22 protein-coding genes are annotated in these 24,020 nt (G+C 56.6%); 17 read left to right on the top strand and 5 right to left on the bottom strand.

Translation table 11 applies throughout. The features are described 5' to 3' along the window. Positions 1 to 3 precede the first annotated feature (3 nt). The 10 genes from ruvC (at position 4) to ybgF (ending at position 7,769) form a co-directional block, all read left to right on the top strand. A complete protein-coding gene (ruvC, locus tag C8D72_RS04545; protein WP_115853171.1) occupies positions 4 to 540 on the top strand; it encodes a crossover junction endodeoxyribonuclease RuvC in 537 nt (178 codons plus the stop codon). Positions 541 to 617: 77 nt separating this feature from the next. Beyond that, complete coding sequence (gene ruvA / locus C8D72_RS04540; RefSeq protein ID WP_115853170.1) at positions 618 to 1,256, top strand: Holliday junction branch migration protein RuvA; 639 nt, start codon at positions 618 to 620, stop codon at positions 1,254 to 1,256. Further along, entirely contained in the window at positions 1,253 to 2,299 is a 1,047-nt protein-coding gene (gene ruvB, locus C8D72_RS04535; RefSeq protein WP_115853169.1) for a Holliday junction branch migration DNA helicase RuvB, read from the top strand. Before ruvA ends, ruvB begins: the two co-directional genes overlap by 4 nt. Positions 2,300 to 2,304: 5 nt before the next feature. Further along, complete coding sequence (ybgC, locus tag C8D72_RS04530; RefSeq protein WP_115853168.1) at positions 2,305 to 2,709, top strand: tol-pal system-associated acyl-CoA thioesterase; 405 nt, start codon at positions 2,305 to 2,307, stop codon at positions 2,707 to 2,709. Positions 2,710 to 2,720: 11 nt separating this feature from the next. Beyond that, the gene (gene tolQ, locus C8D72_RS04525; protein ID WP_115853622.1) at positions 2,721 to 3,407 is read left to right on the top strand and encodes a protein TolQ; all 687 of its coding nucleotides are present in this window, start codon (positions 2,721 to 2,723) and stop codon (positions 3,405 to 3,407) included. 10 nt (positions 3,408 to 3,417) lie between these two features. Continuing rightward, entirely contained in the window at positions 3,418 to 3,855 is a 438-nt protein-coding gene (tolR, locus tag C8D72_RS04520; protein ID WP_115853167.1) for a protein TolR, read from the top strand. 9 nt (positions 3,856 to 3,864) lie between these two features. Next, complete coding sequence (gene tolA / locus C8D72_RS04515; RefSeq protein ID WP_115853166.1) at positions 3,865 to 5,007, top strand: cell envelope integrity protein TolA; 1,143 nt, start codon at positions 3,865 to 3,867, stop codon at positions 5,005 to 5,007. A gap of 105 nt (positions 5,008 to 5,112) precedes the next feature. After that, a complete protein-coding gene (gene tolB / locus C8D72_RS04510; RefSeq protein WP_115853165.1) occupies positions 5,113 to 6,408 on the top strand; it encodes a Tol-Pal system beta propeller repeat protein TolB in 1,296 nt (431 codons plus the stop codon). Positions 6,409 to 6,456: 48 nt separating this feature from the next. Further along, entirely contained in the window at positions 6,457 to 6,975 is a 519-nt protein-coding gene (gene pal, locus C8D72_RS04505) for a peptidoglycan-associated lipoprotein Pal (protein WP_115853621.1), read from the top strand. A 14-nt stretch (positions 6,976 to 6,989) separates the two neighbouring features. After that, entirely contained in the window at positions 6,990 to 7,769 is a 780-nt protein-coding gene (ybgF, locus tag C8D72_RS04500) for a tol-pal system protein YbgF (protein WP_115853164.1), read from the top strand. A gap of 72 nt (positions 7,770 to 7,841) precedes the next feature. On the opposite strand, the gene C8D72_RS04495 is transcribed toward ybgF, so the two are convergent. Both C8D72_RS04495 and ubiG read right to left on the bottom strand, forming a co-directional pair. Continuing rightward, positions 7,842 to 8,534, bottom strand: coding sequence for an HAD-IA family hydrolase (locus tag C8D72_RS04495; RefSeq protein ID WP_115853163.1), 693 nt, complete (start codon positions 8,532 to 8,534; stop codon positions 7,842 to 7,844). Further along, positions 8,531 to 9,250 (bottom strand): bifunctional 2-polyprenyl-6-hydroxyphenol methylase/3-demethylubiquinol 3-O-methyltransferase UbiG, encoded by a 720-nt coding sequence (gene ubiG / locus C8D72_RS04490; RefSeq protein ID WP_115853162.1) that lies wholly within the window; start codon positions 9,248 to 9,250, stop codon positions 8,531 to 8,533. Before ubiG ends, C8D72_RS04495 begins: the two co-directional genes overlap by 4 nt. A gap of 654 nt (positions 9,251 to 9,904) precedes the next feature. Here ubiG and galU point away from each other — a divergent pair. Together galU and C8D72_RS04475 are read left to right on the top strand one after the other, a co-directional pair. Further along, on the top strand, positions 9,905 to 10,795 hold the full coding sequence (gene galU / locus C8D72_RS04480; protein ID WP_115853160.1) for a UTP--glucose-1-phosphate uridylyltransferase GalU: 891 nt from the start codon (positions 9,905 to 9,907) through the stop codon (positions 10,793 to 10,795). Positions 10,796 to 10,797: 2 nt separating this feature from the next. Beyond that, positions 10,798 to 12,108: a nucleotide sugar dehydrogenase gene (locus tag C8D72_RS04475; protein WP_115853159.1), complete on the top strand. Its 1,311-nt coding sequence runs from the start codon at positions 10,798 to 10,800 to the stop codon at positions 12,106 to 12,108. Positions 12,109 to 12,220: 112 nt separating this feature from the next. Here the strand turns inward: C8D72_RS04475 and C8D72_RS04470 are convergent, their stop codons facing one another. Further along, positions 12,221 to 12,841 (bottom strand): superoxide dismutase, encoded by a 621-nt coding sequence (locus tag C8D72_RS04470; RefSeq protein ID WP_115853158.1) that lies wholly within the window; start codon positions 12,839 to 12,841, stop codon positions 12,221 to 12,223. Positions 12,842 to 13,135: 294 nt separating this feature from the next. Here C8D72_RS04470 and C8D72_RS04465 point away from each other — a divergent pair, with 294 nt between their 5' ends. The 4 genes from C8D72_RS04465 to msrA all read left to right on the top strand — a co-directional run bounded on the left by C8D72_RS04465 (position 13,136) and on the right by msrA (position 20,534). After that, entirely contained in the window at positions 13,136 to 13,747 is a 612-nt protein-coding gene (locus C8D72_RS04465; RefSeq protein WP_115853157.1) for a hypothetical protein, read from the top strand. 63 nt (positions 13,748 to 13,810) lie between these two features. After that, positions 13,811 to 15,697: an autotransporter assembly complex protein TamA gene (gene tamA, locus C8D72_RS04460; protein ID WP_245955145.1), complete on the top strand. Its 1,887-nt coding sequence runs from the start codon at positions 13,811 to 13,813 to the stop codon at positions 15,695 to 15,697. Next, positions 15,697 to 19,791, top strand: coding sequence for an autotransporter assembly complex protein TamB (tamB, locus tag C8D72_RS04455; protein ID WP_115853156.1), 4,095 nt, complete (start codon positions 15,697 to 15,699; stop codon positions 19,789 to 19,791). Before tamA ends, tamB begins: the two co-directional genes overlap by 1 nt. Before the next feature lie 110 nt (positions 19,792 to 19,901). Next, positions 19,902 to 20,534 (top strand): peptide-methionine (S)-S-oxide reductase MsrA, encoded by a 633-nt coding sequence (gene msrA / locus C8D72_RS04450; RefSeq protein WP_115853155.1) that lies wholly within the window; start codon positions 19,902 to 19,904, stop codon positions 20,532 to 20,534. A 29-nt stretch (positions 20,535 to 20,563) separates the two neighbouring features. Here the strand turns inward: msrA and C8D72_RS04445 are convergent, their stop codons facing one another. Both C8D72_RS04445 and can read right to left on the bottom strand, forming a co-directional pair. Next, positions 20,564 to 21,601, bottom strand: a complete 1,038-nt coding sequence (locus C8D72_RS04445; RefSeq protein ID WP_115853154.1) for a hydrolase — start codon at positions 21,599 to 21,601, stop codon at positions 20,564 to 20,566. Between the two features lie 122 nt (positions 21,602 to 21,723). Then, positions 21,724 to 22,368, bottom strand: coding sequence for a carbonate dehydratase (gene can, locus C8D72_RS04440; protein ID WP_115853153.1), 645 nt, complete (start codon positions 22,366 to 22,368; stop codon positions 21,724 to 21,726). A 161-nt stretch (positions 22,369 to 22,529) separates the two neighbouring features. Here can and gorA point away from each other — a divergent pair, with 161 nt between their 5' ends. Beyond that, positions 22,530 to 23,891 carry a glutathione-disulfide reductase gene (gene gorA, locus C8D72_RS04435; RefSeq protein WP_115853152.1) on the top strand — a complete coding sequence of 454 codons (1,362 nt, stop codon included), beginning with the start codon at positions 22,530 to 22,532 and terminating at the stop codon, positions 23,889 to 23,891. Positions 23,892 to 24,020 lie beyond the last annotated feature (129 nt).

Raw genomic sequence — 24,020 nt, 5'->3', positions numbered from 1 at the left:
TTCATGATGCTTTTGGGAATTGATCCGGGCTCTCGTCGCACCGGGTTTGGCGTTATCGATGTTTCGAGTGCCACACCACGCTATGTCGCCAGTGGCTGTATCAGAATCGAAGCCCCGACGCTTGCCCAGAAACTGGCTCAGGTCTATGCCGGCGTTGCCGAAGTCATTGCTCAGTATACCCCCAGCGAGATGGCCATCGAGCAGGTGTTTTTGTCCAAAAACGCCGACTCGGCCCTGAAACTTGGGCAGGCCCGTGGGACGGCCATTGTCTGTGCCGCCAATCATGGTCTGGACGTTCATGAATATGCCGCTCGTCGTATCAAGCAGGTGGTGGCCGGTAATGGGGGCGCGGACAAGACGCAGGTACAGCATATGGTACAGTCGACGCTCAAGCTTTCAGGGCTGCCTCAGGAAGACGCCGCTGATGCTCTGGCCATTGCGCTGACGCACTTTTTTACCTGTCGCGGTGCGATCGCCATGCCGGCAACAACCCGTTCGACAAGATCGCGTTCATCAAGCTGGCGCAACTATCGGCCCTGACTTGGTATTTAAATATCGATGGCGTTCAAAGGCCATGTACTTTTTTCGTTTACCGTTTCTGTCTGGATATACAACGCATGATAGGTCGCCTGCACGGTCAACTGCTTGAGAAAAAACCACCCCTGATCGTGATCGATGTTCATGGGGTCGGCTACGAGCTTGAAGCTTCCATGAATACGCTGCTGGCATTGCCGGCGCCGGGCGAGACAGTGCGCCTTTATACCCATTTGAGTGTGCGCGAGGATGCTCATCTGCTGTATGGCTTCATTGATGAGCCCGAGCGTCGACTCTTTCGCGAATTGATCCGGATTTCAGGGGTGGGTCCTCGTCTGGCACTGGCCATTCTGTCCGGCATGGAGCGACAGCAGTTCATGAAAAGTGTCATGGAGGATGACACCCAAACGCTGACCAAACTGCCGGGCGTGGGCAAGAAAACGGCCGAGCGTCTGATCATTGAAATGCGGGACCGCTTCAAGCACTGGCCTGAGTTCGAGCAGCTGGCGCAGGGGGTTGAAGAAACCGAGCTGCCGCTTGAAGCCGATAATCATGCCGATGCCGAGGCAGCTCTGATTGCCCTGGGCTACAAGCCCACCGAGGCCACCAGAATGCTGTCGGGGCTGGATAGCACACTCTCCACCGAGGCATTGATCAAGATGGCGCTTTCCGATCGGCTGACCGGCAGCGAGACACGTAGCGGGAAAGGCAGGGCATCATGATTGAATCCGATCGGCTCATTGCAGGCGCCGAGCGCCCTGATGAGGAGCGGGTGGATCACGCCATCCGCCCGCGCATGCTCGATGATTATATCGGACAGGCAGCGGTACGCGAACAGCTCGATATCTTCATTACGGCGGCGCGTCAGCGTGAAGACAGTCTGGATCACACCCTGATCTTCGGGCCTCCGGGGCTGGGCAAGACCACGCTGGCTCATATTATCGCCAGCGAGATGGGCGTTGATATCAAGTCCACCTCGGGGCCGGTGCTTGAAAAGGCCGGCGATCTTGCCGCCATGCTGACCAACCTGCAGCCGGGTGACGTGCTCTTTATCGATGAGATCCACAGGCTTTCTTCTGCCGTCGAGGAGGTGCTCTATCCGGCGATGGAGGATTTTCAGCTCGATATCATGATTGGCGAAGGGCCGGCAGCACGCTCCATCAAGCTTGATCTACCAAGGTTTACCCTGGTCGGGGCAACGACCCGGGCAGGCCTTTTGACGGCGCCCCTGCGCGATCGTTTCGGGATCGTGCAGCGACTCGAGTTTTACAACATCGGGGACCTGACGCATATCGTCAATCGCAGTGCCCGGCTCATGGGCTTTGAGGCCGATGAAGACGGTGCCATTGAAGTTGCCCGTCGCGCTCGTGGGACGCCTCGCATCGCCAATCGGCTGCTGCGTCGGGTTCGTGACTTTGCTCAGGTGCGTGGCGATGGCCGGCTGACGGCGGATGTGGCAGACAAGGCGCTCAACATGCTGCACGTGGATCGCCATGGGCTTGATCACATGGACCGACGACTGCTTTTGACCATGATCGAAAAGTTCGACGGTGGTCCCGTCGGCGTAGAGAGTCTGGCAGCCGCCATTAGTGAAGAGCGGGACACCATCGAGGATGTCCTTGAGCCCTATCTGATTCAGCAGGGTTTCATGCTGCGCACGGCCCGCGGTCGTATGGTGACGCGTCTGGCGTATTTGCACTTTGATCTTTCACCTACCGATGACATCCCGGATCCCGGCGATGGCGCAGCAACGGCGGAGCCCTGAACGGCATGACGTCCCTTGATCTACGCGTTTATATCGAGGATACCGATGCCGGCGGCATCGTCTATCACGCCAACTACCTCAATTATCTCGAGCGCGGTCGTACCGAATGGCTGCGTGCGAGAGGCTTCGATCAGCATTCACTCCTGTCGCGCAATATTGCACTGGTCGTTCGACGTCTGGAGTGCCAGTATCGCCTGCCGGCGCAACTGGATGATCTGCTGACGGTCGAGTCCCGGGCGGAGACACCCCGCCCATACACCGTGGCATTTGAGCAGCAGGTCATGCGAAATGGAAAACTTCTTTTTCGCGGTATGGTCGATATTGCCTGTATCGATGCAACACGTTACAAACCAGCTCGTTGGCCCGAAGATCTGCTTTCGGCCATGACGCTTGATTCCCAGAACGCTTGAAGGGGTTTTTCGTGAACGATTCCATGTCGGTCATTTCGCTGTTTTTCCACGCTGGTCTGGTGGTTCAGCTGATCATGCTGATACTACTGGCGGCATCTGTTCTTTCATGGGTGCTGATCTTTCAGCGAGCCTTTGCACTCAAGCGTGACTCGCAGGAACTCGATGAGTTCGAGTCACACTTCTGGTCAGGCGTTGATCTCAACGAGCTTTATCGGGAAGTGCCTGCCGATAATCCGCAGGGTGCGGCGCATATCTTTCGCTCGGGGTTTCGTGAGTTCAATCGACTGCTGCCCAAGTCACGCAGTCACAATGCCGTACTCGAAGGCGTGGAGCGTTCCATGCGTGTTTCCGTATCGCGCGAAGAGGAGCGGTTGACCACCCATCTGGCGATACTGGCCATTATCAGCTCGTCCGCTGTTTATGTGGGTCTTTTCGGCACGGTCTGGGGAATACTGGGCACCTTTCAGGCGCTCGGCGGCGCGCAACAGGTATCGCTGGGCACCATCGCGCCGGCCATCGCCGAGGCGCTGATCGCCACGGCCATGGGACTTTTTGCAGCGATACCCGCCAACATCGGCTACAACCGCCTGACGCACAAGGCTGACAAGCTGATGGTGCGCATGGAGAACTTTGCTGAAGAGTTTCATGCCTTCCTGCATCGTAATCTGCAAAATCGCAGCGCTGGCGAGAACACCTGAGGAGCGTTTCATGCAGGGATCCTACCGACGCAACCGGCGCAAGAAACTCTCCAGCGAGATGAACGTCGTACCGTTTATCGACGTCATGCTGGTACTGCTGGTCATTTTCATCATTGCAGCCCCCACCATCAACCAGGGCATTGATGTCGATCTGCCACAGATCAGCTCAGAGCCGGTGCAGAGTGATAACGAACCACTGGTGGTGACGGTTAATCGTGAGGGCGACTATTACATCAGTCTGGGCGATGAGCAGCAGAGCAAGTCACTTGATGAAATCAGCGATCAGGTCATGGCGGTACTCAACCGTAATCCGGGTACACCCGTGATGGTGCGCGGTGATCGCAATGTTTCCTATGGTCAGGTCGTAACGCTGATGGGGGCTCTGCAAAATGCAGGCGTGCCCAATGTAGGACTGATCTCTGATCCACCGCCTGGCGACCAGCAGTAGGGAGAAACAATGGCCAGACACGATCGCCGTGTAGGCTATACGTTGCCCACCGTGCTTGCGGTTTTGCTGCACGTGGGCATTATCGGGCTGACTGTCTTTCGTTGGCCGCAAAGTGAGCCCGTTGAAACCTCCAATGCCGTCGTGCAGGCCGAGTTGATTTCAATGGAGACGGTTACCGATCAGGCCCAGCAGGCCACCGAGGCACAGCCGCGCGCTCAGCAGGGGCCGGAACAGGAGCAGCCCGAGCCGGAGGCCACTCAGGATGATGCCGCTGAAGAAACGGCACGCCAGCAGGCTGAGGCTGCCGAACAGGCTCGTCAGGCAGAGCAGGCGGCTCGCGAGGCGCAGGAAGCCGCCCAGCGCCGCGCCGAACAGGCGAAGCAGGTAGCTGCTCAGCAGGCTCAGGAGCAGCAGGCACGAGAAGACGCTGAAGCCAAACAGAAGGCAGAAGCCGAGGCCAAGCAGAAGGCAGAAGCCGAGGCCAAGCAGAAGGCAGAAGCCGAGGCCAAGCAGAAGGCAGAAGCCGAGGCCAAGCAGAAGGCAGAAGCCGAGGCCAAGCAGAAGGCGGAAGCCGAGGCCAAGAAGAAGGCAGAAGCCGAGGCCAAGAAGAAGGCAGAAGCCGAGGCCAAACAAAAGGCAGAAGCCGAGGCCAAACAAAAGGCAGAAGCCGAAGCGAAGAAAAAGGCAGAGGCCGAGGCGGCGGCCAAAAAGAAAGCGGAAGCCGAGGCAGCCGCCAAAAAGAAAGCTGAGGCCGATCGCAAGCGTGCCGCAGAGGCTGCAGCTGTCGCCAGTCAGGATGCCTTCGGTGATGAGATTACCAATGAAGCGGAATCCATTGCCAATGCGCGTCAGGCTCAGGAAGCGTCAAATGGGTTCATGAATCTGGTACGTCGCGTCGTGGAGCAGAGCTGGTCACGCCCGCCCAATGCGGCTCCAGGTCTGGTGACCGTGGTCAGAGTGCAGCTTCTACCGACCGGTGAACTTCTTTCTGCCAATGTTTCCAGTAGTAGCGGAGATCCTGGATTTGATCGTTCAGCGGTGCAGGCAGTAGAAAGGGCAGCGCCGTTTACTGAAATGAGCCAGTTGCCGCCCGAGGCGCGACAGAAGTTCAGAAGCTTCAACCTGCGCTTTAATCCCGAGGATGTGCGCTAGGTGCAGGGATTGTGCCATGTGGTGTAAAAACGTGGTCAATATTGCGTCTGCTTCGATGGCAGGCCGCAGGAACCAAGGATCGTTAAAACCCGAGGGTGTGTGCTGATGAAAAAACTAATGGCACTGGCAGGCTTCATGATGCTCATGATGGCCAGCCTGATGGCGCAGGCAGCTGGTGATCTCACCATCGAGATTACGCGTGGTAACGACAATGCCATTCCAATTGCCGTGGTGCCTTTTCGAGGTGAAGGGGTCAGCCCTTCCGAAGATATCGGCAAGATCATTGCCGATGATCTGGAGCACAGCGGTCAGTTTGCACCTCTGGCGCCGCAGGACCTGATCTCTCGTCCCGCCAGTGGGGACAACATCAATTACAGTGACTGGCGTCGTGTCAGGGCCAACTACCTGGTGGTAGGACGCGTTGAGTCTTCCGGTAACGGCTACAAGATCAGCTATGAGCTTCATGATATAGCAGGACAGCGGCGTGAACTGGGAGAGGTTGTCACTTCCAGCGAAGATCAGCTGCGTTCGCGTTCGCACTACATTGCCGATCAGATTTTTGAAGAAATTACCGGTATTCGTGGCGCTTTTCAGACGCGTATTGCCTACGTGACCGCCAATGGCGTTGACCCCAATATCAGCTACGCCCTGTATGTCGCCGATCAGGATGGCCATCGCCCACAGCAGATCCTGTCTTCCGATCAGCCCATTCTCTCACCGGCCTGGTCTCCGGATGGTCAAAAGCTTGCCTATGTCTCCTTTGAGTCAGGGCGACCTGCCATTTATGTTCAGCAGCTTTCCAGTGGCCGTCGCGTTCAGCTCACGTCCTTTCGTGGCATCAACGGTGCCCCGGCCTGGTCCCCGGATGGTCGCAAGCTTGCCATGTCGCTTTCAAAGGATGGCAATCCGGAAATTTACGTGATGGATGTCGCCTCTCGTTCGCTGACGCGTCTGACAAACACCAGTGCCATCAATACCGAACCCGACTGGAGTCCTGATGGGCGTTCGCTGCTATTTACCTCCGATCGTAGTGGTCAGCCTCAGCTTTATCAGATGGATGCCTCCGGTGGAAACGCAAAACGCATGACGTTTACCGGCAATTACAATGCGGGTGGCCTCTATGGACCTGACAATAAATTCATCTTCATGACCACTCGAACCGACCGCGGTTTTCAGGTCGCAAGGCAGGATTTGTCGTCAGGGCGTGTGACTACATTAACCAATACTTATCAGGATGAAGCACCGGCAGTTGCGCCCAATGGCACAATGGTGATATATGCCACTCAGCAGGGAGCACGTGGTGTGCTCGGTGCTGTTTCGGCAGATGGCAGGGCTTCTTTCTTAATCCCTGCACCCAATGGTGAGGTTCGTGAACCTTCCTGGTCGCCGTTTTTGGATTAAACGACTAGAATGAATGTTGTCATTCTTTATAAAAGCAAGGAGATCATCATGCAGTTTTCTTCCTACGCCAAGACTCTGGCGGCCGCACTCTCTCTGGCAGTTGTCGCTGGTTGTTCCAGCGGCGGCGGCACACAGGATGGCGACCAGCAGAATGCTGGCATGAACAGCGGTTCTTCCACTCAGGGCATGAGCAGCAGCTCTGGTGCTACCGGCCAGAACGCCGGCCAGCAGGCACAAATGCCGAGTGAAAATCGTGTTTACTTCGATTTCGACAGCGACAGCATTCGTCCGCAGTACGAATCCATGCTGAACCAGCATGCTCAGTACCTTCAGCGTAATTCCAGCACCAATATCGTACTGGAAGGCCACACAGATCCGCGTGGTACTCGTGAGTACAACCTGGGCCTTGGCGAGCGTCGTGCCAATGCCGTACGTCAATATCTGACCATTCAGGGCGTGCCTGCCTCGCAGATCGAAGTTGTCAGTTACGGTGAAGAGCGTCGCGCTGCTTCCGGCAACGGTGAACAGGCCTATTCTCAGGATCGTCGCGTCGTTATCGACTACTGATCCCGGAGTAAGCAATGAAACACAGTCTTATTCGACTGTGCGGCGCGGGAGCACTTGTGCTCCCGCTGTCCGTTTGGGCATCCGCACAAACAAACTCTTTTTATAATCAGGCTTCCACGGATTCCGGTTCGGGCAATCTGCAAATATTCAATCGTTTGCAAAGCCAGGAACAGGATATTAATCAGCTTCGTGGGCAAATCGAAGAACTGCGTCATCAGCTGGAGCAACAGACAAGATTGTCCCAGCAGCGTTATCTGGATCTGGAAGAGCGCTTGAGCAGTTCAGAAGGGAGCGGGGGAGCGTCACCTTCCAGTGATAATGGTAACTCCTCGGCGGATAACGATCCCATAGCACAGGCTGCGTCGGGGAGTCGCCAGTCCTCATCAAACGCAGGTGGGGGGTCAGCGTCTTCTTCCAATGATGCCCAGAGTGCTTATCAGGCTGCCTTTTCGCATGTACAAAAACGCGAATTTGATCAGGCCATCTCCGCCTTTGAAGCCTTTAATCGTGATTATCCGCAGTCAGGTTTGAACGGCAATGCCTGGTACTGGCTGGGTGAGCTTTACTCTGCGAAATCACAGCTGGACAAGTCAGCTTCGGCGTTTGACAAGGTGGTCAGTGATTATCCTCAAAGCAACAAGGTGCCTGACGCGATGTACAAGCTGGGTCTGGTGTATGCTCGTCAGGGCAAGGGTACTGAAAGCCAGAACATGTTGAAAAAGGTCATTAGCGAGCATTCAGATAGCGATGCGGCTGGTCTTGCGCGCGAATTCATGCAAAAAACCAGCAGTTAACAGAGTCGATCGGAATTCGCGGGCAGTTCGTAAAAGACGAAATGCCCGCTGCTTATTGATGATTGGTGCTATTCAGAAGCTCGCGGTGTCATGCAGATCATGCTGTAACAGCACCTTGCAAAGCGCTGCAGGTGTTTCAAAAAATTGACTGGCAGGCCAGCTGTCAGGATCGTCCTCCTGACGTAAATAGCCATACTTCACTGCAATCGCTGTCATGCCGGCATTGTTGGCTGCCTGAATATCGCGTAGATGATCACCGATATACCAGCAGTGCTGCGGAGCGATATCCAGACGCCTTGCAGCCTCAAGCAATGGGGCAGGGTCCGGTTTTTTGACCGGAAGATCATCGGCACACAAAAGCACATCCGGCGCTATGTTTAGTGCTTCAAGCAGTGAAACTGCATACTCCCGTGGCTTGTTGGTAATGACCCCCCAAGGCCGTTGCGTACTGCGATAGCGATCAAGTACTTCTGAAAATCCTTCAAAAAGACAGCTCTCTTCGGCGACATTTTTGCCGTAGTACTCGAGCAGCATCGTCCGGGCTTCATTGTGCCCTGATGCGTTCTTTTCCAGCCCCAGTGCCAGAGTGACCAGAGCACTTCCACCGTGAGAGACCTCACGTCGAATCTCGTCATACGCCAGAGGTGCAAGCCCATGCTCCTTTCGAAGGGCGTTGGTGGCGCGGGCAAGATCGGGTGCCGTATCGACCAGAGTGCCATCCAGATCAAACAATACGGCCTTCGGTATATCAGCCTTCAGGGTCATTGATGGGCCACACGGGTATGCATGAAATAGTTGACGTCCAGATCCTTGTTGGAAAGGCGATAGTGCCGTGTAACAGGGTTATAGATCATGCCTGTAATATCCTGCACGTCGAGATCGGCCTGACGGGCCCAGCGAGCCAGTTCGGAGGGACGTATAAAACGCTGATAGCTGTGCGTTCCGCGAGGCAGAAGGTTCAGGACGTATTCAGCGCCTACAATGGCCATCGCCCATGATTTGGGGTTGCGGTTGATCGTGGAAAAAAAGACATGGCCGCCGGGTCTGGCCATGCGCGCACATGCCTTGATGACGCTGCCCGGGTCGGGGACATGCTCAAGCATTTCAAAGCAGACCACGACATCAAAGCTGCCCGGCTGCTGTGCGGCCATGTCTTCGGCACTGATGCACTGATAATCTACCTCGACACCGCTTTGCTGTTGGTGGAGGCGGGCAACGGAGAGTGGTGCTTCCCCCAGGTCAATACCGGTCACTTCGGCGCCACGGTGTGCCATGGCTTCACTGAGAATGCCCCCGCCACAGCCAACATCAATCACGCGATGGCCCGTCAGGCCCGCCCGCTGATCGATATAATCAAGACGCAGTGGGTTGATATCGTGAAGTGGTTTGCATTCACCGTCACGATCCCACCAGCGACTGGCCAGATCATCAAACTTGGCAATTTCATCCGGATCAACGTTGGAATGATATTGTTCGCTCATCAAGGAGCTCCTGTGAGAGTAGGGCGGTGGTATCTATGCTGGCCTGTATTGTATAGGGTCTGATGGGATCGTGAACCAGTACGGTTTCAGCATCACGGCTTATTGGCACCGACACAAGATGTAAAGGGCCAGCTGGCCAAGCACGCTTTTGGCACAATCTGAAATTCAGCTGCTGGAGCGCTATCATGCCGAGCCTTTATGTTGGCAGGTGTGGCTCTGACACACATTAGCTTCATCAATGACGTGTTGACTGCCCGTGAATGGTTGACTGCATGATTCATCGCATCATGACCAGACCAGAATACCTTCTGGTCTGAGCGAGAAAAGCCATTAAATCATGATACACGTTAAGTAATGGCCAGCCTGAAGCGACCATGCCAAAGTGTGTATTTGAAACCATTTTTATACCGTTATCTTTTTAAATTTTAAAAATGAAAAGAACTAGATATACAAAAAGAAACATTTTGCCAAGGATATAACATTCAAGGTTCGGTATTTTGTTGTGGTTATAACCCAGCTTATCGAGCACCGTGACGAAATTCGCCTGTTCGAGCAAGATTTCGAGCCGCTTATCGATCACGATGCTGTCATGGCAAGAATCAATCATGCCATAAATCCATATATTTCTTATATTTGCCAGCAAAGGGAAAAGGAATGATTCGTAAAGCAGTATTGCCTGTCGCAGGTTTTGGTACCCGTTGTCTCCCCGCTTCCAAAGCGATTCCCAAGGAGATGATCACAATTGTCGACAAGCCGGTCATCCAGTATGTCGTTCAGGAAGCCGTCAAGGCTGGTATCAAGGAGATCGTGCTGGTCACGCACTCTTCGAAATCAGCGATCGAGAACCATTTCGACAAGCATTTCGAACTCGAGAGCCAGCTGGAAGCCAAGGGCAAGCAGGAGCTTCTGGACGAGCTTCACAATATCATTCCGGATGATGTGTCCATCATCAGCGTCCGTCAGCCGGAAGCGCTGGGTCTTGGCCACGCTATCCTCTGCGCTCGTCCGGTAATCGGAGACGATGAACCCTTCGCCGTGCTGCTGCCTGATGTGCTGGTCGACGATGAAGGCATGACGCGCAACGATCTGGGTGGCATGATTGAAGCCTATGATCAAACGGGCGCAGCTCAGATCATGGTGCAAAATGTCCCGGCAGAAGTCGCCTACAAGTACGGCATCGTGGCCCTTGAGGGCGAGACACCTGAAGCCGGCAAGAGCGAAAAGATTACGGGCATGGTAGAAAAGCCTGAAGCCGGTACCGAGCCTTCTACACTGGCCGTCATCGGTCGTTATCTGCTTCCCGGCAGTATCTTCCCGGTGCTTGCCGAAACTCGTCCCGGCGCAGGTAACGAAATTCAGCTGACCGACGCCATCGATACCTTGCGTAGCAATCAGGATGTTGCTGCCTATCGTATGGAAGGCGAAACTTTCGACTGCGGTCATCAGCTCGGTTATCTGGAAGCGACACTGTCGTTTGCCCGTCGTCATCCCAAGTACGGCGAAGGATTCCGCGAGCTGCTGAAGCGCTATCAAAGCGAGGCATAATCATGCAGGTGGTAGTGCATGGAAGCGAACTGAGTGCAGCAACGGCAGCCGCTGCACTCTCAATGGTTGGTCACCAGGTATACTGGTGGCCTCATCCTGCTCAGCCATGGAACGTTCTGGCCGAGACAGACTGGATCAGAAATGAGCCGGGCCTTTATCATCAGTTGACGCAAAGCATCGCCAACGGGTCATTGACCCTGTGTGAAAGCTCGAAGTCGCTGCCCAGTGCCAATGTCTACTGGCTGGCTGTATCTGCAGACCAGCGCAATGATGCCGATCACTGGGTCGAGCAGACACTGGGACGCGAACCGCACGATTTTGTGCTGGTCAATAACAGCACCTTCCCGATCGGTCATACGGAAGTACTTGAGACGTTGCTTCGCAAGGAGCGCCAGATCGCTGTCGCCTTGCCGGACATGCTCGAAGAGGGCCGTGCGATGGCCACCTTCACGCGTCCTGATAGCTGGATCATGGGCAGCGAAGACGACTGGGCCACCCGCCAGATCGGTGAGCTTCTCAGGGCTTTCAATCGACGTGAAAACAATGTCCGTCTGATGCCGCGGCGAGCTGCCGAACTGACCAAGCTTGCCGTCATTGGCATGCTGGCGACACGTGTCAGCTACATGAATGAGCTGGCCAGTCTGGCAGACAGCCTGGGCGTAGATATTGAACTGGTACGTCAGGCGATGGGGTCGGATCGCCGCATCGGTCGCGAATATCTCTATCCAGGATGTGGCTTTGGCGGCCCCAGTTTTGCTCGTAATCTGTATCGCCTGTCGAGCATTAGAGCCCGTGAAGGTCAGCACAACGGGCTGCTTGAGCAGGTAGTGCAGGTTAACGAGCAAAAGCAGGAAGAGCTCTTTCGCAAGCTCTGGCAGTACTATGATGGCAATCTTGAAGGGCGGACGGTGGCTGTCTGGGGCGCGGCGTTCAAGCCGGGTACTGCTCGCATTGCCCATGCACCGGTACTTCGTCTGCTGGATGCGCTCTGGGCGCAGGGGATACATGTCAAACTACATGATCCCGCCGCGCTGCCAGCCATCGAGCACTACTATGGTCAGCATCCTCTCCTGACTCTGGCAGGGACCGCGCAGTCAGCCTGTGAAAATGTTGATGCGCTATTGCTGGTCACGGAGTGGAAGGAGTACTGGAACCCGGACTGGCGACGGCTTTCCACCCTGATGACAACCCCGCTGATTCTGGATGGTCGTAACATCTACGATCCGTCATTCGTGGCGCAGCACGGGTTTTACTATCGGGGTATCGGGCGCAGCGCCAACCCGGCAGAAAGAACAGCAGACGACGATCGCTGATGCTCAGCAGGCGGGCTGGTGTTGATATGCTGACAGGCATATCTGGCCAGCGCCGCCTTCTGTAGCAAGTGTTTTTGTATCAATGGCCCTTGTAGGAAAAGGACTGCCATTATCAGGCGTGTAGCAAATTACGCCTGCCTTCCGCAGTTGCGATGGCATCTTCAAGGCACTGCTCGACAAACGGCCAGTTAATCATTCCCCAGAGTTTTTGAAGATATTTGCGCCGATTATTGCCGAAATCGACATACCAGGCATGCTCCCACATATCGACGGCCAATAGCGGTGTAAGGCCCTTGAGCAGGGGGGAGCCGGCATCGACTGCATTATGGATATCCAGACGCCCCTGCGGAGTGTATACGAGCCACGTCCAGCCGCCCATGAAGTGCGCCATGGCACTGGCCATGAAAGCCTCCTGAAAGCCCTCAAGACTTCCCCAGCGTTGCGTTAATGCATGTTCAAGAGCCTGCCCGGGAGGATGATACCAGGGCGTCAGACACTGCCAGAAGAAGGTATGATTCCAGGCCTGGCAGGCGCAGGCCTGAGCCTCTCCGCGACCGGTACCCATGATGTGTTCAAGTGAACGCTCGTTAGGTCCATCGCTTTCGAGCAGTGCGTTCAAGCGCTGCAGATAGCCTGCATGAATGCCTTCATGATGCATGCGCAGGCTGTGTTCAGAAATAACGGGCGCCAATGCATCCTTTGCATAGGGCAAAGAGGGAAGTTCAAGGGGCATGATCAACGTTCCATTCTGACCAGGGAGCCCCTGGTATTGCCGTTTCAACCTGTCTATCGGATAGCCTGTACTGGCTTTTCACAGGCCATGCATCGTAGCATGCATGCAGTTTCATGACCTGGCTGAAAAGGGCGGGTCGTATCTCTGTCTGCTACATTTCTCGAGACTTTCATGCCGCAAAAAGATCATGAAGAGCCCGTCATAGGCGCTGATCGCAACGCTGCGTATTCAACCCGTACAGAAGCACGACATGGCAGCACTCATCGTGGTACACGCAGGAGACCATTATGGCCCTTGTATGTGCTTTTGCTGTTACTTGCCGCAGCCATCGTGGCCATGGGCGTGCAGTATTATCAGGACCGTCAACGCTGGTCTGAAGAGATGTCCTCGCTGACGGATAGAGCGCAGCAGGTGGCAGCGGATCGTCAGGAGATGTCGGCCAACCTGGAACAGATCCTCGACGGTGTTCGAGGGGAGCAGCAGACCCAGCGCACACAGCTTGAAACCTTGCAGCAACGCCTTGAGCAGCAGCTCGACAACGATGACCGGCAAGCTAGGTTGAATCAGCTTGAAAAGGCCGATGCGCTGCGCCAGCAAACCCTTGTTTCCCTACAGCAATCGCTGGACTCACTGGACGCGGTTATCGAAGGTCTTAAAAGCACTTATGATGCACGCTTTGAAGATGTAGATAATACTAACGCCGAGCTGTCGAGTCAGTTGCAGGAAGTTGAGAACAACCGCCGGCATCTGGAGACGCTTGCCGCCAGCGTCGATGATCAGGAAAAGACTCTGGCCTCGATCAAGGTGCGGATCGATGAACTGGCGGCACGGATCGAGCGGCTTCAGCAGAATCAGACCAGTCTGCACGCCGCCCAGGAGTCACTTCAGGATCTTCTGAGTCCTTGAAGGGTGCAGCCAGCCCCGTGGCATACGGTGTGATTCATATCATCAAGGAAACTCCTGAACGTTATGCGATCCTTTTCTCGTAACGGCATGATCGCCGGCACGCCTACCCGAAAGTTGCTTCTACTAACGCTGCTGGTGACCAGCCTGTGTCAGGCACCTGCCGTATTTGCCATCGATGCAGAGGTAAGAGGTGTGCGGGGAGAGCTGGCCACCAATATTCGCAATTACCTCCAGTCCCTGGATATCCCTGGAAACGCTGAAACGCAAACCTACAGTTACAGCGCGGAAGTAACGCAAAGGGTAAAGGATGCCCTGAAACCCTACGGCTATTACGAACCCGAGATTTCGGTCAGTTTTCGTAACCGCGAAGAGGTCATTGTCGATGTCGACCGTGGCAAGCCTGTTCGTGTGCGTTCGGTGGTGGTTCGCGTCGAGGGCGAGGCAGAAAATGACGAGCCCTTTCAGGAGGCGCTTGATGCCAATCCTCTGGCAGACCTGGAAGGCAAGCGCCTCCTGCATACACCTTACGATACGCTCAAGACGCGCCTGACGGGGCTGGCACTGGAGCGCGGTTATTTCGATGCTCGCTATCGACAAAGCCGTATCGAAGTCCATCCCTGGGAACATGCCGCCTATATCTCGCTGGTATTCGAGAGTGGAGAGCGCTATCGGTTCGGCGATATTTTTGTGAGCGGCAGCCAGATTCGTGAAGAGCGTCTGCGAAGGATGGCACCCTTTGATCCCGATGATCGCTATCTGGCCACGGACGTTGCTCTTTATAGCCAGCGTCTGGGTGATGCGGGCTGGTTTCGAAGCATCAGCGTTCGCCCTCGACTTGATGAACGCTCTCGCCAGAGCCCCTCATCAATGGTGACGTCTTCACCGGATGCGCGCGTTGAAGGTGAAGACCCCGACAGTGGCGGGAGAGACTTCCAGGACGATCTCGCGGTGCAGGAAAGGCCCCAGCGCGCGACCGTGCCCATCGAGGTCAGCGTGACGCCGGAAGATCGCCACAAGTTTGAAACCGGTATCGGTTACTCCACCGACGTGGGTCCTCGAGTCAATTTTGGCTGGAACATGCCATGGCTCAATGATCAGGGGCATAGTCTCAATAATGATCTGAGCCTTTCCGGTCCCGAACAGACCCTGGTAGGGGAATACAACGTACCGCTGGCCAACCCGGCGCGTGACAATTACTACATGCGTTACGGGTTCAAGAATACCGATCGCAGCGAAAGCGATACCCGCAGCTTCGAAAGTTCAGTGTCCTTTGGTCGGGAATGGCGTTTCGAAAATGACTGGATACAAAATGCCTACCTGCGTACCACTTATGAGGATTTCACCCAGGGGGATGAAAAGGATCAGGTGGTGTTGTTCATACCGGGCATGAGCTGGACACGCACCCGCACGGATGAGACCCGGTTTCCCATGTGGGGCGATCGCCAAGACATCCTGGTTGAGGGGTCAAGCGATGCCTGGGGCTCGGACGCCAACTTCCTGCGGACCCGCCTCAACAGTCAGTGGGTCAGGAGCCTGGGCGCCAACAATCGTTTTGTAGCTCGTGCGACAGCAGGAGCGACAAGTACGGATGATTTCAGTCAGGTACCGCCTTCGCTGCGATTCTTTACCGGGGGTGACAGCAGCGTACGTGGTTACGAATATGAAACCATTGCGCCTGAAAACAGTGATGGTGATCTGCTGGGGGGCAAGCACCTGCTGGTGGGCTCTCTGGAGTATCAGCGTCAGGTCGCCAATAACTGGTGGGGCGCGACCTTCGTGGATACCGGCAACGCCTTTAACGACTGGTGGCCGGATGACCTCAAGACAAGCGCAGGCGTAGGCGTGCGATGGATTTCACCCGTTGGGCCGGTTCGTCTGGATATCGCCCATCCCTTTGATAGTGAGGAAAACTCTTGGCGTCTGCACTTTGGCATCGGCCCGGAATTTTGATGTTGCTGCCTCGCGCTATCCTCTGGGTAGTGGTGACGCTTCTTGCACTTGTCCTGATCGTGGCAGGCGTTGTTCTTTCACCATGGGGAACCGCCAAACTGCTCGAGCAGGCGCAGTCACGCGGCTTTATTACCTATGAGCACGCGGAAGGTGCGCTGCTGGATGATTTCACCCTCCAGGGGCTGCATCTGGATCTGCCAGCGCTTCGGCTGGATGTTGATCAGTTTGCCCTGCACTGGAGCAGTGATTGCCTGCTGCGTGGTCGGCTATGCATGGATCAGTTGCAACTCAGCGGCGTTGATGTCGTATTGCGCGGTGGCGACAGCGCCGACCCGGACACAACGGATGACGATTCGACAATGGATCGAATCAGTACGCCGCTGCCAATAGGGCTGCGTGATCTGCGTCTGGACGACGTTCACGTACGTCTGGCAGATGGCACCCGTGTCGAGCTGGGGCACTTTCACAGCAGCGCCGTTTTCGAAGGCAGCCATCTCACCCTGGGCGAAACGCGGCTGGAAAACACCCGCGTCGTACTGGCAACGTCACCGGGACTGGATCAGCCGGATCTTCTCGATGCCAGCTTGGACGTGCGCATCGCCCGGCGCGTTGCGCGCCCTGACATGATTACCGCACAGGCCATTGCCGCTGCCGAGTCGGTCGCGGCATCGTCGCCCTCGGTATTGCTGACCAATAACGCTGCCTTTGCGCTGTCGTCCGACGCTCTTGAAGGTGCGATGAAGGTCGCCAATCCCGAGCCGCCCACCGTGCTGGAGACACTGGCCGAACTCGGCCAGAAGCCGTTGGCCAATCCGCTGGTCGAGATCATTGGTCAGACGGATGCCCAGGGGCGCATCGTCATGCCCGAGATCACGCTGCCACTGGATATCGATGCCGACGATGTCGCCATCAACCGGCTGAGACTTGATGGGGAAACGCCCGTGGTGGTCAATCAGCTGGCGCTGGCTGTCCAGACCAGAGAATCAAACATTGACCTGAGCCGACTGACGCTGGACTCCTCCATCGCACGTCTGTCCATGAGCGCTCAGGCCTCGCTCAAGGATGATTACCCGCTGACACTGTCGATGGTGGCCGATGCCCTGCAGGCGCCGGCTCAGGGAGAGCATATTGAAGTTGACGCCCATGGCGCGCTCTCTGATCTGAATCTGTCCATCAATGCCAGTGGGCCCATCGAGGCTGCCCTGAGTGCTTATGCCGACCTTCTGGCGCCCGACCTGCCGTTCAGGCTGCAGCTATCCAGCCCTCAGGTGCGCTGGCCGCTCGAGGACGAGCCCGGTGTGCCGCCCTGGCTTGCCCGCGATATCAACATCAATGCCGAAGGCTCGCTCGACGGCTATCAACTGGCCATGGCTGGCCATGTGGAAGGGCCGAGCATATCGCCGCTGGATATTCGTCTGAAAGGCGATGGGGATATTGCCCATTTCAACTGGGCGCCACTCACCGTCACGACTGGCGACGGGAAGGTGGAAGCCAGCGGGACAGCGACATGGTCGCCTTCTCTGGATGTGGCCTCATCGCTTGATTTCAGTAGCCTCAGACTGGAGAACTTTACCGACGCCGTGACCGGTCGCCTTAATGGCAAGTTGCGCGCCGGTTTCCAGCAGCAGGGTGACGATTGGCGTGTCGAGGTGCCCGAGCTTGCCATTGATGGCACGCTGCAGGATCGAGCACTCTCCCTGAAAGGTCGCTTGAACGGCAACAGCGATATGCAGTGGCACATCGATCAACTGGATTTTCGACAGGGCAACAACCGCTTGTCGGCCAATGGTGATATCGGTGATCGGCTGTCACTGGATGCCGATATCACGGCGCCCGCACTGGGCTCAATCCTGCCGGAGCTGGGGGGCAGTGCCAACGGGCAGATCAGGCTCAGAGGGACGCTGGATAATCCTGACGGCAATGTGGATCTGCGCGGGCAGGGGCTGCGTTATCAGGACAATCGCGTGGGCGCGCTTCGCCTGACCGCCAGGGCGCAGGGCCTCGATAACCCAAGCTTCAATGTTGATCTTGATGCCAGCGATATCAGCGCGGCCGATCAGCAGATTCGTCAGGTGACCACGGCACTCAACGGCACCCTGCAGCAGCATCGACTGACCCTGGATGTGGACGGTGGTGACGGCCTGCCCGTCAGTCGATTACGCATGGCGCTGGATGGTAGTTTTGATCAGGCAGAACAGCGCTACGCCGGGACGATCTCGCCACTGGACGTCAGTGCGCCCCAGGGGGGCGATATCGCCCTTGATGGGCCACTGAAGTTCACGGCGCTGCTGGATCAGTCCAGCGTGACCGCCTCACCGTTTTGTCTGTCCAGGCGGCAGGGGGGCCGGCTGTGTTCGGTCGACACTCTCCAGGCCAGTGCCGACAGCGGTCGTGCGGCACTGCGCCTCTCCGATATCGACCTGGCGCTGGCCAACGATTATCTGCCACCGCAATGGCAAATTGCCGGCGGGCTTGAGGGCGATATCAATGCGCAGTGGTCGCAGGCAGGTAGCCGGTGGAATGTGGATACCGACCTGCAGAGTCAGGCCGATGTACGCGGTCAGAATGCCCAGGGGCAGCCATTTTCCCTGCCGCATCTAGGTATTCGCTTGAATGCTCAGGCCACCCCTGAACGAGCGCAGGTTCAGCTGGGCACGAATTTACGCGACGCCGGCAGCATTCGTCTGAATGCCGATATCGGTGACCCGCTGGGCAGTCGAACGCTAAGCGGTAGACTGCAGGTGGACGGCGTGACGCTGTCACCTTACACGCCACTGGTCGTGGCCCTGAACGAGCTGGCCGGCCAGCTCAACGGTGATGTTGCACTTTCCGGCACCCTGATCGAGCCGCGCCTCAATGGCAATATGGTGCTCAGTGATGTTCGCGCCCGCGGCGTTCAGCTGCCGGTCGGACTGGATGATGCCCGTATGGCGATGGCATTCCAGGGGGATCGCGGTACGCTAGAGGGCCATCTGCAGGTCGGCAACGCCCGCTGGAATCTCGATGGCAACGCCAACTGGCCTACCACTGAAAACTGGCAGGCCAGCATGGCGCTCAACGGGGGCAACTCGCCGCTTGAAATTCGCATGCCGGAGTTCGGCCGCCTGCGAGTGGCGCCCGATATCAGAGTGGCTGCCAACCCGCAGCGTCTGGATATCAACGGTGATGTACGGATTCCCTGGGCGCGTCTTGAAATCGGGCAGATTCCGGCATCGGCCGTCAAGCCGTCTTCTGATGAGGTCATCGTCACTCGTGAAGAGTATGAAGCCCGCCAGCAGAAAATGGCCACGGTTGAGGCGACCAATGAGATCGATCGTCAGCTGGCGTGGGCCAACACCCAGGATCTCGAGGCGGCCGGCATGGAGGTCAACGTCGGCGTGAACATCATCGTGGGCAATGACGTACAGCTGGCTGCCTATGGCTTGAACGCCAACGTACAGGGCCGGCTCAATGTCCGTCAGAGTGCCAGTCAGTTGCAGCTTTTCGGCGATGTGTCGCTTGAAGACGGGCGCTTCCAGGCGCTGGGGCAGGACCTGATCATTCGCCGCGGACAGGTACTGTTCAGCGGCCCGCCCGGTCAGCCCTACCTGAGCATTGAGGCCGTTAGAAACCCTGATAGCACGGCAGACAATGTGATTGCCGGTCTGCGAGTCACCGGTCCGGCAGACCAGCCCGAACTGGATGTCTTCTCGGAGCCGGCCATGAACGAGTCACGCGCGCTGTCCTACCTGCTGCGCGGGCGCGCACCGGATGCCGACGGCGATAGCGACGGCATGTTGACCTCGGCGCTGATCGGGCTGTCGTTGTCCAGAAGTGGCAAGGCCATCGGCCAGCTGGGTGAAAGTTTTGGCATTGATGACCTGTCTCTGGATACGTCCGGCAGTGGCGATGACAGTCAGGTCGTGGTCAGCGGCTATCTCTTTGACGACTTCCAGGTCAGCTACGGCGTAGGGTTGTTTTCCTCGATTGCCGAGCTGACGCTGCGCTATCGACTGATCCAGAACCTGTATCTCCAGGCGGTATCGGGGGCCAATCAGGCTGTAGACCTGATTTATACCTTCAGTCTGGGGCGCACGCCGGATAGAGCGTATTGATGCAAAGCAGACAGTTTTCGGGGCGAGGGGCTTGTGTTTGCTCCTGTCCGCCCCGATAACCTGTAGCCTGTTAACGTTTATCTCGTTTCGAAACCTGATGGGGAGGCACCATGTTCGGATACGACAGAACGCGTATGCCCAGTGCAGAAGAAGCACTGGCAGGCCGTGACACGCCCATGAACATCAGCGGCGTCCATCACATCAATGACCGTGATATTTCATCGCCACCGCCTGAAGGTTTCGATGAGATCGTTCTGGGGCTGGGCTGTTTCTGGGGGGCTGAGCGCCTTTTCTGGGAGCTGCCGGGCGTCTGGGTCACGGCGGTCGGTTATGCCGGCGGCTACACTCCCAACCCGACCTATGATGAAGTCTGTACCGGCAAAACCGGGCATGCCGAGGTCGTGCGTGTGATCTTCAATCCGGCAGAGATCAGCCTGGAAGAACTGCTCAGGACGTTCTGGGAAGCGCATGACCCCACCCAGGGAATGCGTCAGGGCAACGATATCGGCAACGAATATCGCTCCGTCATTCTCGTGCGCAATGAACAGCAGCGTGATATCGCCCGCCAGAGCCTTGAAGAGTATGAGCAGGCATTGAAGCAGAGCGGCAAGGGGGAAATCACCACACAGATTGCCTCACTTGAGGCCTTCTACTACGCCGAAGAGTACCACCAGCAGTATCTGAGCAAGAATCCGATGGGCTATTGTGGCCTCAAGGGAACAGGGGTCAGCTGCCCGATCTGATGGATACCCGCGGGGTATTCGGGGCGTGGCTATTCAAGTGGCTGATTACGCCCCAGTGGCTGGGTGTGTTGCTGCCTGCCGGGCACAACACGCCAGCTTTCAAGCTGCTGCGCCACACGTCTGGCAAGCCACGGGCGCAGCAGCCCCTGGCGAAACTCTACAAATCCAACATGACCACCATGTTCGGCCATCTCGATACGCACACTTCTTGACGGTACCGGCAGACGATCCAGCAGGCTTTTGGGCATTAATGGATCGTCGGCTGCGTGCAATATCAGGGTAGGGAGCTCAATGCGGTGAAGCATGAGACCCGACGACGCCCGCCGATAGTAATCCGTGGCTGACTCAAACCCGTGCAGGGGCGCCGTGATTTCATTGTCAAAGGCCCAGAACGTGTCCAGCTCCTTGAGCTGGTGACGGTTGATCCGGTCCAGACTGCCATCTTCCACACGACGCATGACCTTGCGCTTCATGGATTTCAGAATATGTCGCTGGTAGCAGCGCGCGAAGCCGATATTGATGGCATCCGCCGAAGCGGCCAGATCCAGTGGCGGGCTGATGGCAATGGCGCCTGCCAGGTCAAGTCCGTCGCCCCCCTGTTCAGCTGCCAGCTTGAGCAGCACATTGGCCCCCAGCGACACGCCCACGGCCACTTTCAGTGCATTGGGATAGCGCCGGGTCAGCTGTGAGAGCACCCAGTAGGCGTCTGCCGTCTCGCCGGCATGATAGCTTCGCAGGTGACGATTGGGCACACGCCCACAGCCACGAAAGTGCATCAGGACCGCGCGCCAGCCCATATCAGCGGCTGTTCGCATGAGCATGCGGGCGTAGGGTGAATCGACGGAGCCTTCCAGCCCGTGAAAGAGCACCATGATTGGCGCTCGGGCATCAGCGGGTGACGGCTGAGCCCAGCTGAGCTCCACGATGTCATTATCGGGCAGCGTCAAAAGCTCTGTTTCAAGACGCACTTTGCTGCGCGGTAGAAGCAGTGGCAGCAGGGTCTGAATATGAGGGTTGGCCAGCCCGCGAGGAGGGCGAAAGCCGGCCTTGTAGATCATGCCCGACATGTCGATTCTTTGTGCCAGCAACAGTGAGGTTCTGTTATCACCGAGAGCTGATAGCCAGGTCAAGCACTGTTGTGTTTATTGATGTGACGCCTGTCGGGCCGATTTCATGAAGCGTTCACGCGTTAGCGAGCGAGCCGGAAGGCCTCGGCCTCATCAAAGTTCCTTACCGTGCTGTCCAAGTCCTTGACCAGGCCATTTTCCAGGCTGTAGCACCAGCCATGCACCGTCACTTCCTGCTCACGCTCCCAGGCACGCTGCAAAATCTTGGTCTGACAGAGGTTGGACACCTGCGCCTTGACGTTGATTTCGCACATGCGGTTGATCTGCTCATCCAGCGACAGATCGGAAAGACTCTCCTGATGCTGGTGATAGAGGTTACGAACGGTATTGAGCCAGTAGTCGACAATGCCGTTATCACCGCCGGTAACGGCCGCCCTGATGCCGCCGCAACCATAGTGCCCAACGATCATGATGTGTTTGATCTTGAGCACATCCACGGCGAACTGGATAACGGAAAGGGCATTCATGTCATTGTGATGTAGCACATTGGCGACATTACGATGCACAAACACCTCACCCGGCGGGAGATTGATGATCTGGTTGGCAGGCACCCGGCTGTCAGAACAGCCTATCCACAAAAAATCGGGATTTTGCTGATCCGACAGGCGCTTGAAAAAGTCAGGGTCGCTTTCCACCATCTGATCGGCCCAGAGCCGATTCTGCTCGAGAAGCTGTGAGATGTCCTGATGACTCTTGTGATCACACATCGTTTTTTACGGCCTTTTCAATGAACAACATAAATAATGGTAAACACGCCAGCACGGCCATGGCGCACGCTCATGTGATAGCATCATGACCCATTATTCCCAGGGCAGGATTCCAACGGAAGCGCCTCTGTTTCAAATATTTTTCAGCTGGAGCAACAACCGTGTCGCAATATGATGTCGATCTTTTTGTTATCGGTGCAGGATCAGGTGGCGTAAGGGCTGCTCGCACCGCAGCCGGCAAGGGCGTCAGGGTAGCCATCGCCGAGGATCGATACCTGGGGGGAACCTGCGTCAACGTGGGTTGCGTACCCAAAAAGCTTTATTCCTATGCCGCTCATTTTCACGATGCCTTTGAGGACAGTCAGGGCTTTGGATGGCACTTCGACAGTGCGCCGCGTTTTGAATGGTCGGTGCTCAGGGACAACAAGAAGGCTGAAATCTCGCGTCTCAACGGCATCTATGAAAAGCTCTTGTCCAATTCGGGCGTTGAGCTGATTCAGGGGCGCGCCGAAATCGTTGACGAACACACGGTCACCGTGAATGGTCGCCACATCAGCGCCGAGAAAATCCTGATTGCGACCGGCGGCACGCCCTGGATGCCGGAATTCGAAGGACGCGAGCATGTGCTGTCCTCCGATCAGATTTTCGATCTGCCAACTTTCCCGCAGCGCTTTCTGGTCATGGGCGGCGGTTATATTGCCGTCGAGTTTGCCAGCATCTTCAATGGCCTGGGGGCCGAAACCCATCTGGCCTATCGGGGCCCGCTGTTCCTGCGTGGTTTTGATCATGAACTGCGCGACTACATTCGTGACGAAATGCTGAAAAAGGGTGTGGATCTGCACTTCGAGTCCACGATCACTCGGGTCGAGAAACGCCAGGACGCCTATGAAGTGGAGCTCAGCAACGGCGAAACGCTGGAAGTGGATGCCATTCTCGGTGCCACCGGGCGTCGTCCACGCTTTGAAGGGCTGGGTCTTGAAAATGTCGATGTCGAGCGTGAATACGATGGCAAGCTGAAAATCGACGACCGCTACCAGACCTCCGTGCCGTCGATTCTGGCGCTGGGCGATATTATCGAAGGGCCGGAACTGACACCTGTCGCGCTTGAGGAAGCGATGCGCCTGGTAGAGCTTCATTATGGGAGCGGCAGCGCAGACCCCATTGATTACGACAGCGTGGCGACCGCCGTATTCTGTCATCCCAACATGGGGACGGTCGGCCTCACCGAAGAGCAGGCCAGAGAACAGTGTGACAGCATTCGTGTCTATACCACTGATTTCAAGCCCATGCGTCATACGCTCTCGGGCAGTGATGAACGTTGCCTGATGAAGCTGGTAGTCGATGACAGCACTGATCGTGTGGTAGGCGCCCATATGGTAGGCGAGGAGGCCGGTGAGCTGATTCAGGCGCTGGCCATCGCAGTACGCGCAAGGCTTACCAAGCGTGATTTTGATGCCACGATCGGTGTGCATCCCACCAGCGCCGAGGAATTCGTCACTCTGCGCAGTGTCACAAGAACGTAATGCCTTGATACGTATCATGAGTTCGAAAGCCGCCTGCAGGCGGCTTTTTCTTGTCTATAGTTAGTAGGGTTGAACGTGCTGCCTTCAAATCCGGCAGGAGTGGTGCAGGCGGCTTAAGGTGGTATAAAA

Origin of the sequence: Kushneria indalinina DSM 14324 (assembly GCF_003385845.1) — a bacterium.
GTDB lineage: Bacteria > Pseudomonadota > Gammaproteobacteria > Pseudomonadales > Halomonadaceae > Kushneria > Kushneria indalinina.
Note: the sequence above shows the minus strand (reverse complement) of the source record. Positions and strands in the feature narration are given on the sequence as shown.

Coding starts and splice junctions, on each gene's coding strand:
- ruvC (WP_115853171.1), top strand. CDS start 4: ATGATGCTTTTGGGAATTGATCCGGGCTCTCGTCGCACCGGGTTTGGC.
- ruvA (WP_115853170.1), top strand. CDS start 618: ATGATAGGTCGCCTGCACGGTCAACTGCTTGAGAAAAAACCACCCCTG.
- ruvB (WP_115853169.1), top strand. CDS start 1,253: ATGATTGAATCCGATCGGCTCATTGCAGGCGCCGAGCGCCCTGATGAG.
- ybgC (WP_115853168.1), top strand. CDS start 2,305: ATGACGTCCCTTGATCTACGCGTTTATATCGAGGATACCGATGCCGGC.
- tolR (WP_115853167.1), top strand. CDS start 3,418: ATGCAGGGATCCTACCGACGCAACCGGCGCAAGAAACTCTCCAGCGAG.
- tolA (WP_115853166.1), top strand. CDS start 3,865: ATGGCCAGACACGATCGCCGTGTAGGCTATACGTTGCCCACCGTGCTT.
- tolB (WP_115853165.1), top strand. CDS start 5,113: ATGAAAAAACTAATGGCACTGGCAGGCTTCATGATGCTCATGATGGCC.
- pal (WP_115853621.1), top strand. CDS start 6,457: ATGCAGTTTTCTTCCTACGCCAAGACTCTGGCGGCCGCACTCTCTCTG.
- ybgF (WP_115853164.1), top strand. CDS start 6,990: ATGAAACACAGTCTTATTCGACTGTGCGGCGCGGGAGCACTTGTGCTC.
- C8D72_RS04495 (WP_115853163.1), bottom strand. CDS start 8,534: ATGACCCTGAAGGCTGATATACCGAAGGCCGTATTGTTTGATCTGGAT.
- ubiG (WP_115853162.1), bottom strand. CDS start 9,250: ATGAGCGAACAATATCATTCCAACGTTGATCCGGATGAAATTGCCAAG.
- galU (WP_115853160.1), top strand. CDS start 9,905: ATGATTCGTAAAGCAGTATTGCCTGTCGCAGGTTTTGGTACCCGTTGT.
- C8D72_RS04475 (WP_115853159.1), top strand. CDS start 10,798: ATGCAGGTGGTAGTGCATGGAAGCGAACTGAGTGCAGCAACGGCAGCC.
- C8D72_RS04470 (WP_115853158.1), bottom strand. CDS start 12,841: ATGCCCCTTGAACTTCCCTCTTTGCCCTATGCAAAGGATGCATTGGCG.
- tamA (WP_245955145.1), top strand. CDS start 13,811: ATGCGATCCTTTTCTCGTAACGGCATGATCGCCGGCACGCCTACCCGA.
- tamB (WP_115853156.1), top strand. CDS start 15,697: ATGTTGCTGCCTCGCGCTATCCTCTGGGTAGTGGTGACGCTTCTTGCA.
- msrA (WP_115853155.1), top strand. CDS start 19,902: ATGTTCGGATACGACAGAACGCGTATGCCCAGTGCAGAAGAAGCACTG.
- C8D72_RS04445 (WP_115853154.1), bottom strand. CDS start 21,601: ATGTCGGGCATGATCTACAAGGCCGGCTTTCGCCCTCCTCGCGGGCTG.
- can (WP_115853153.1), bottom strand. CDS start 22,368: ATGTGTGATCACAAGAGTCATCAGGACATCTCACAGCTTCTCGAGCAG.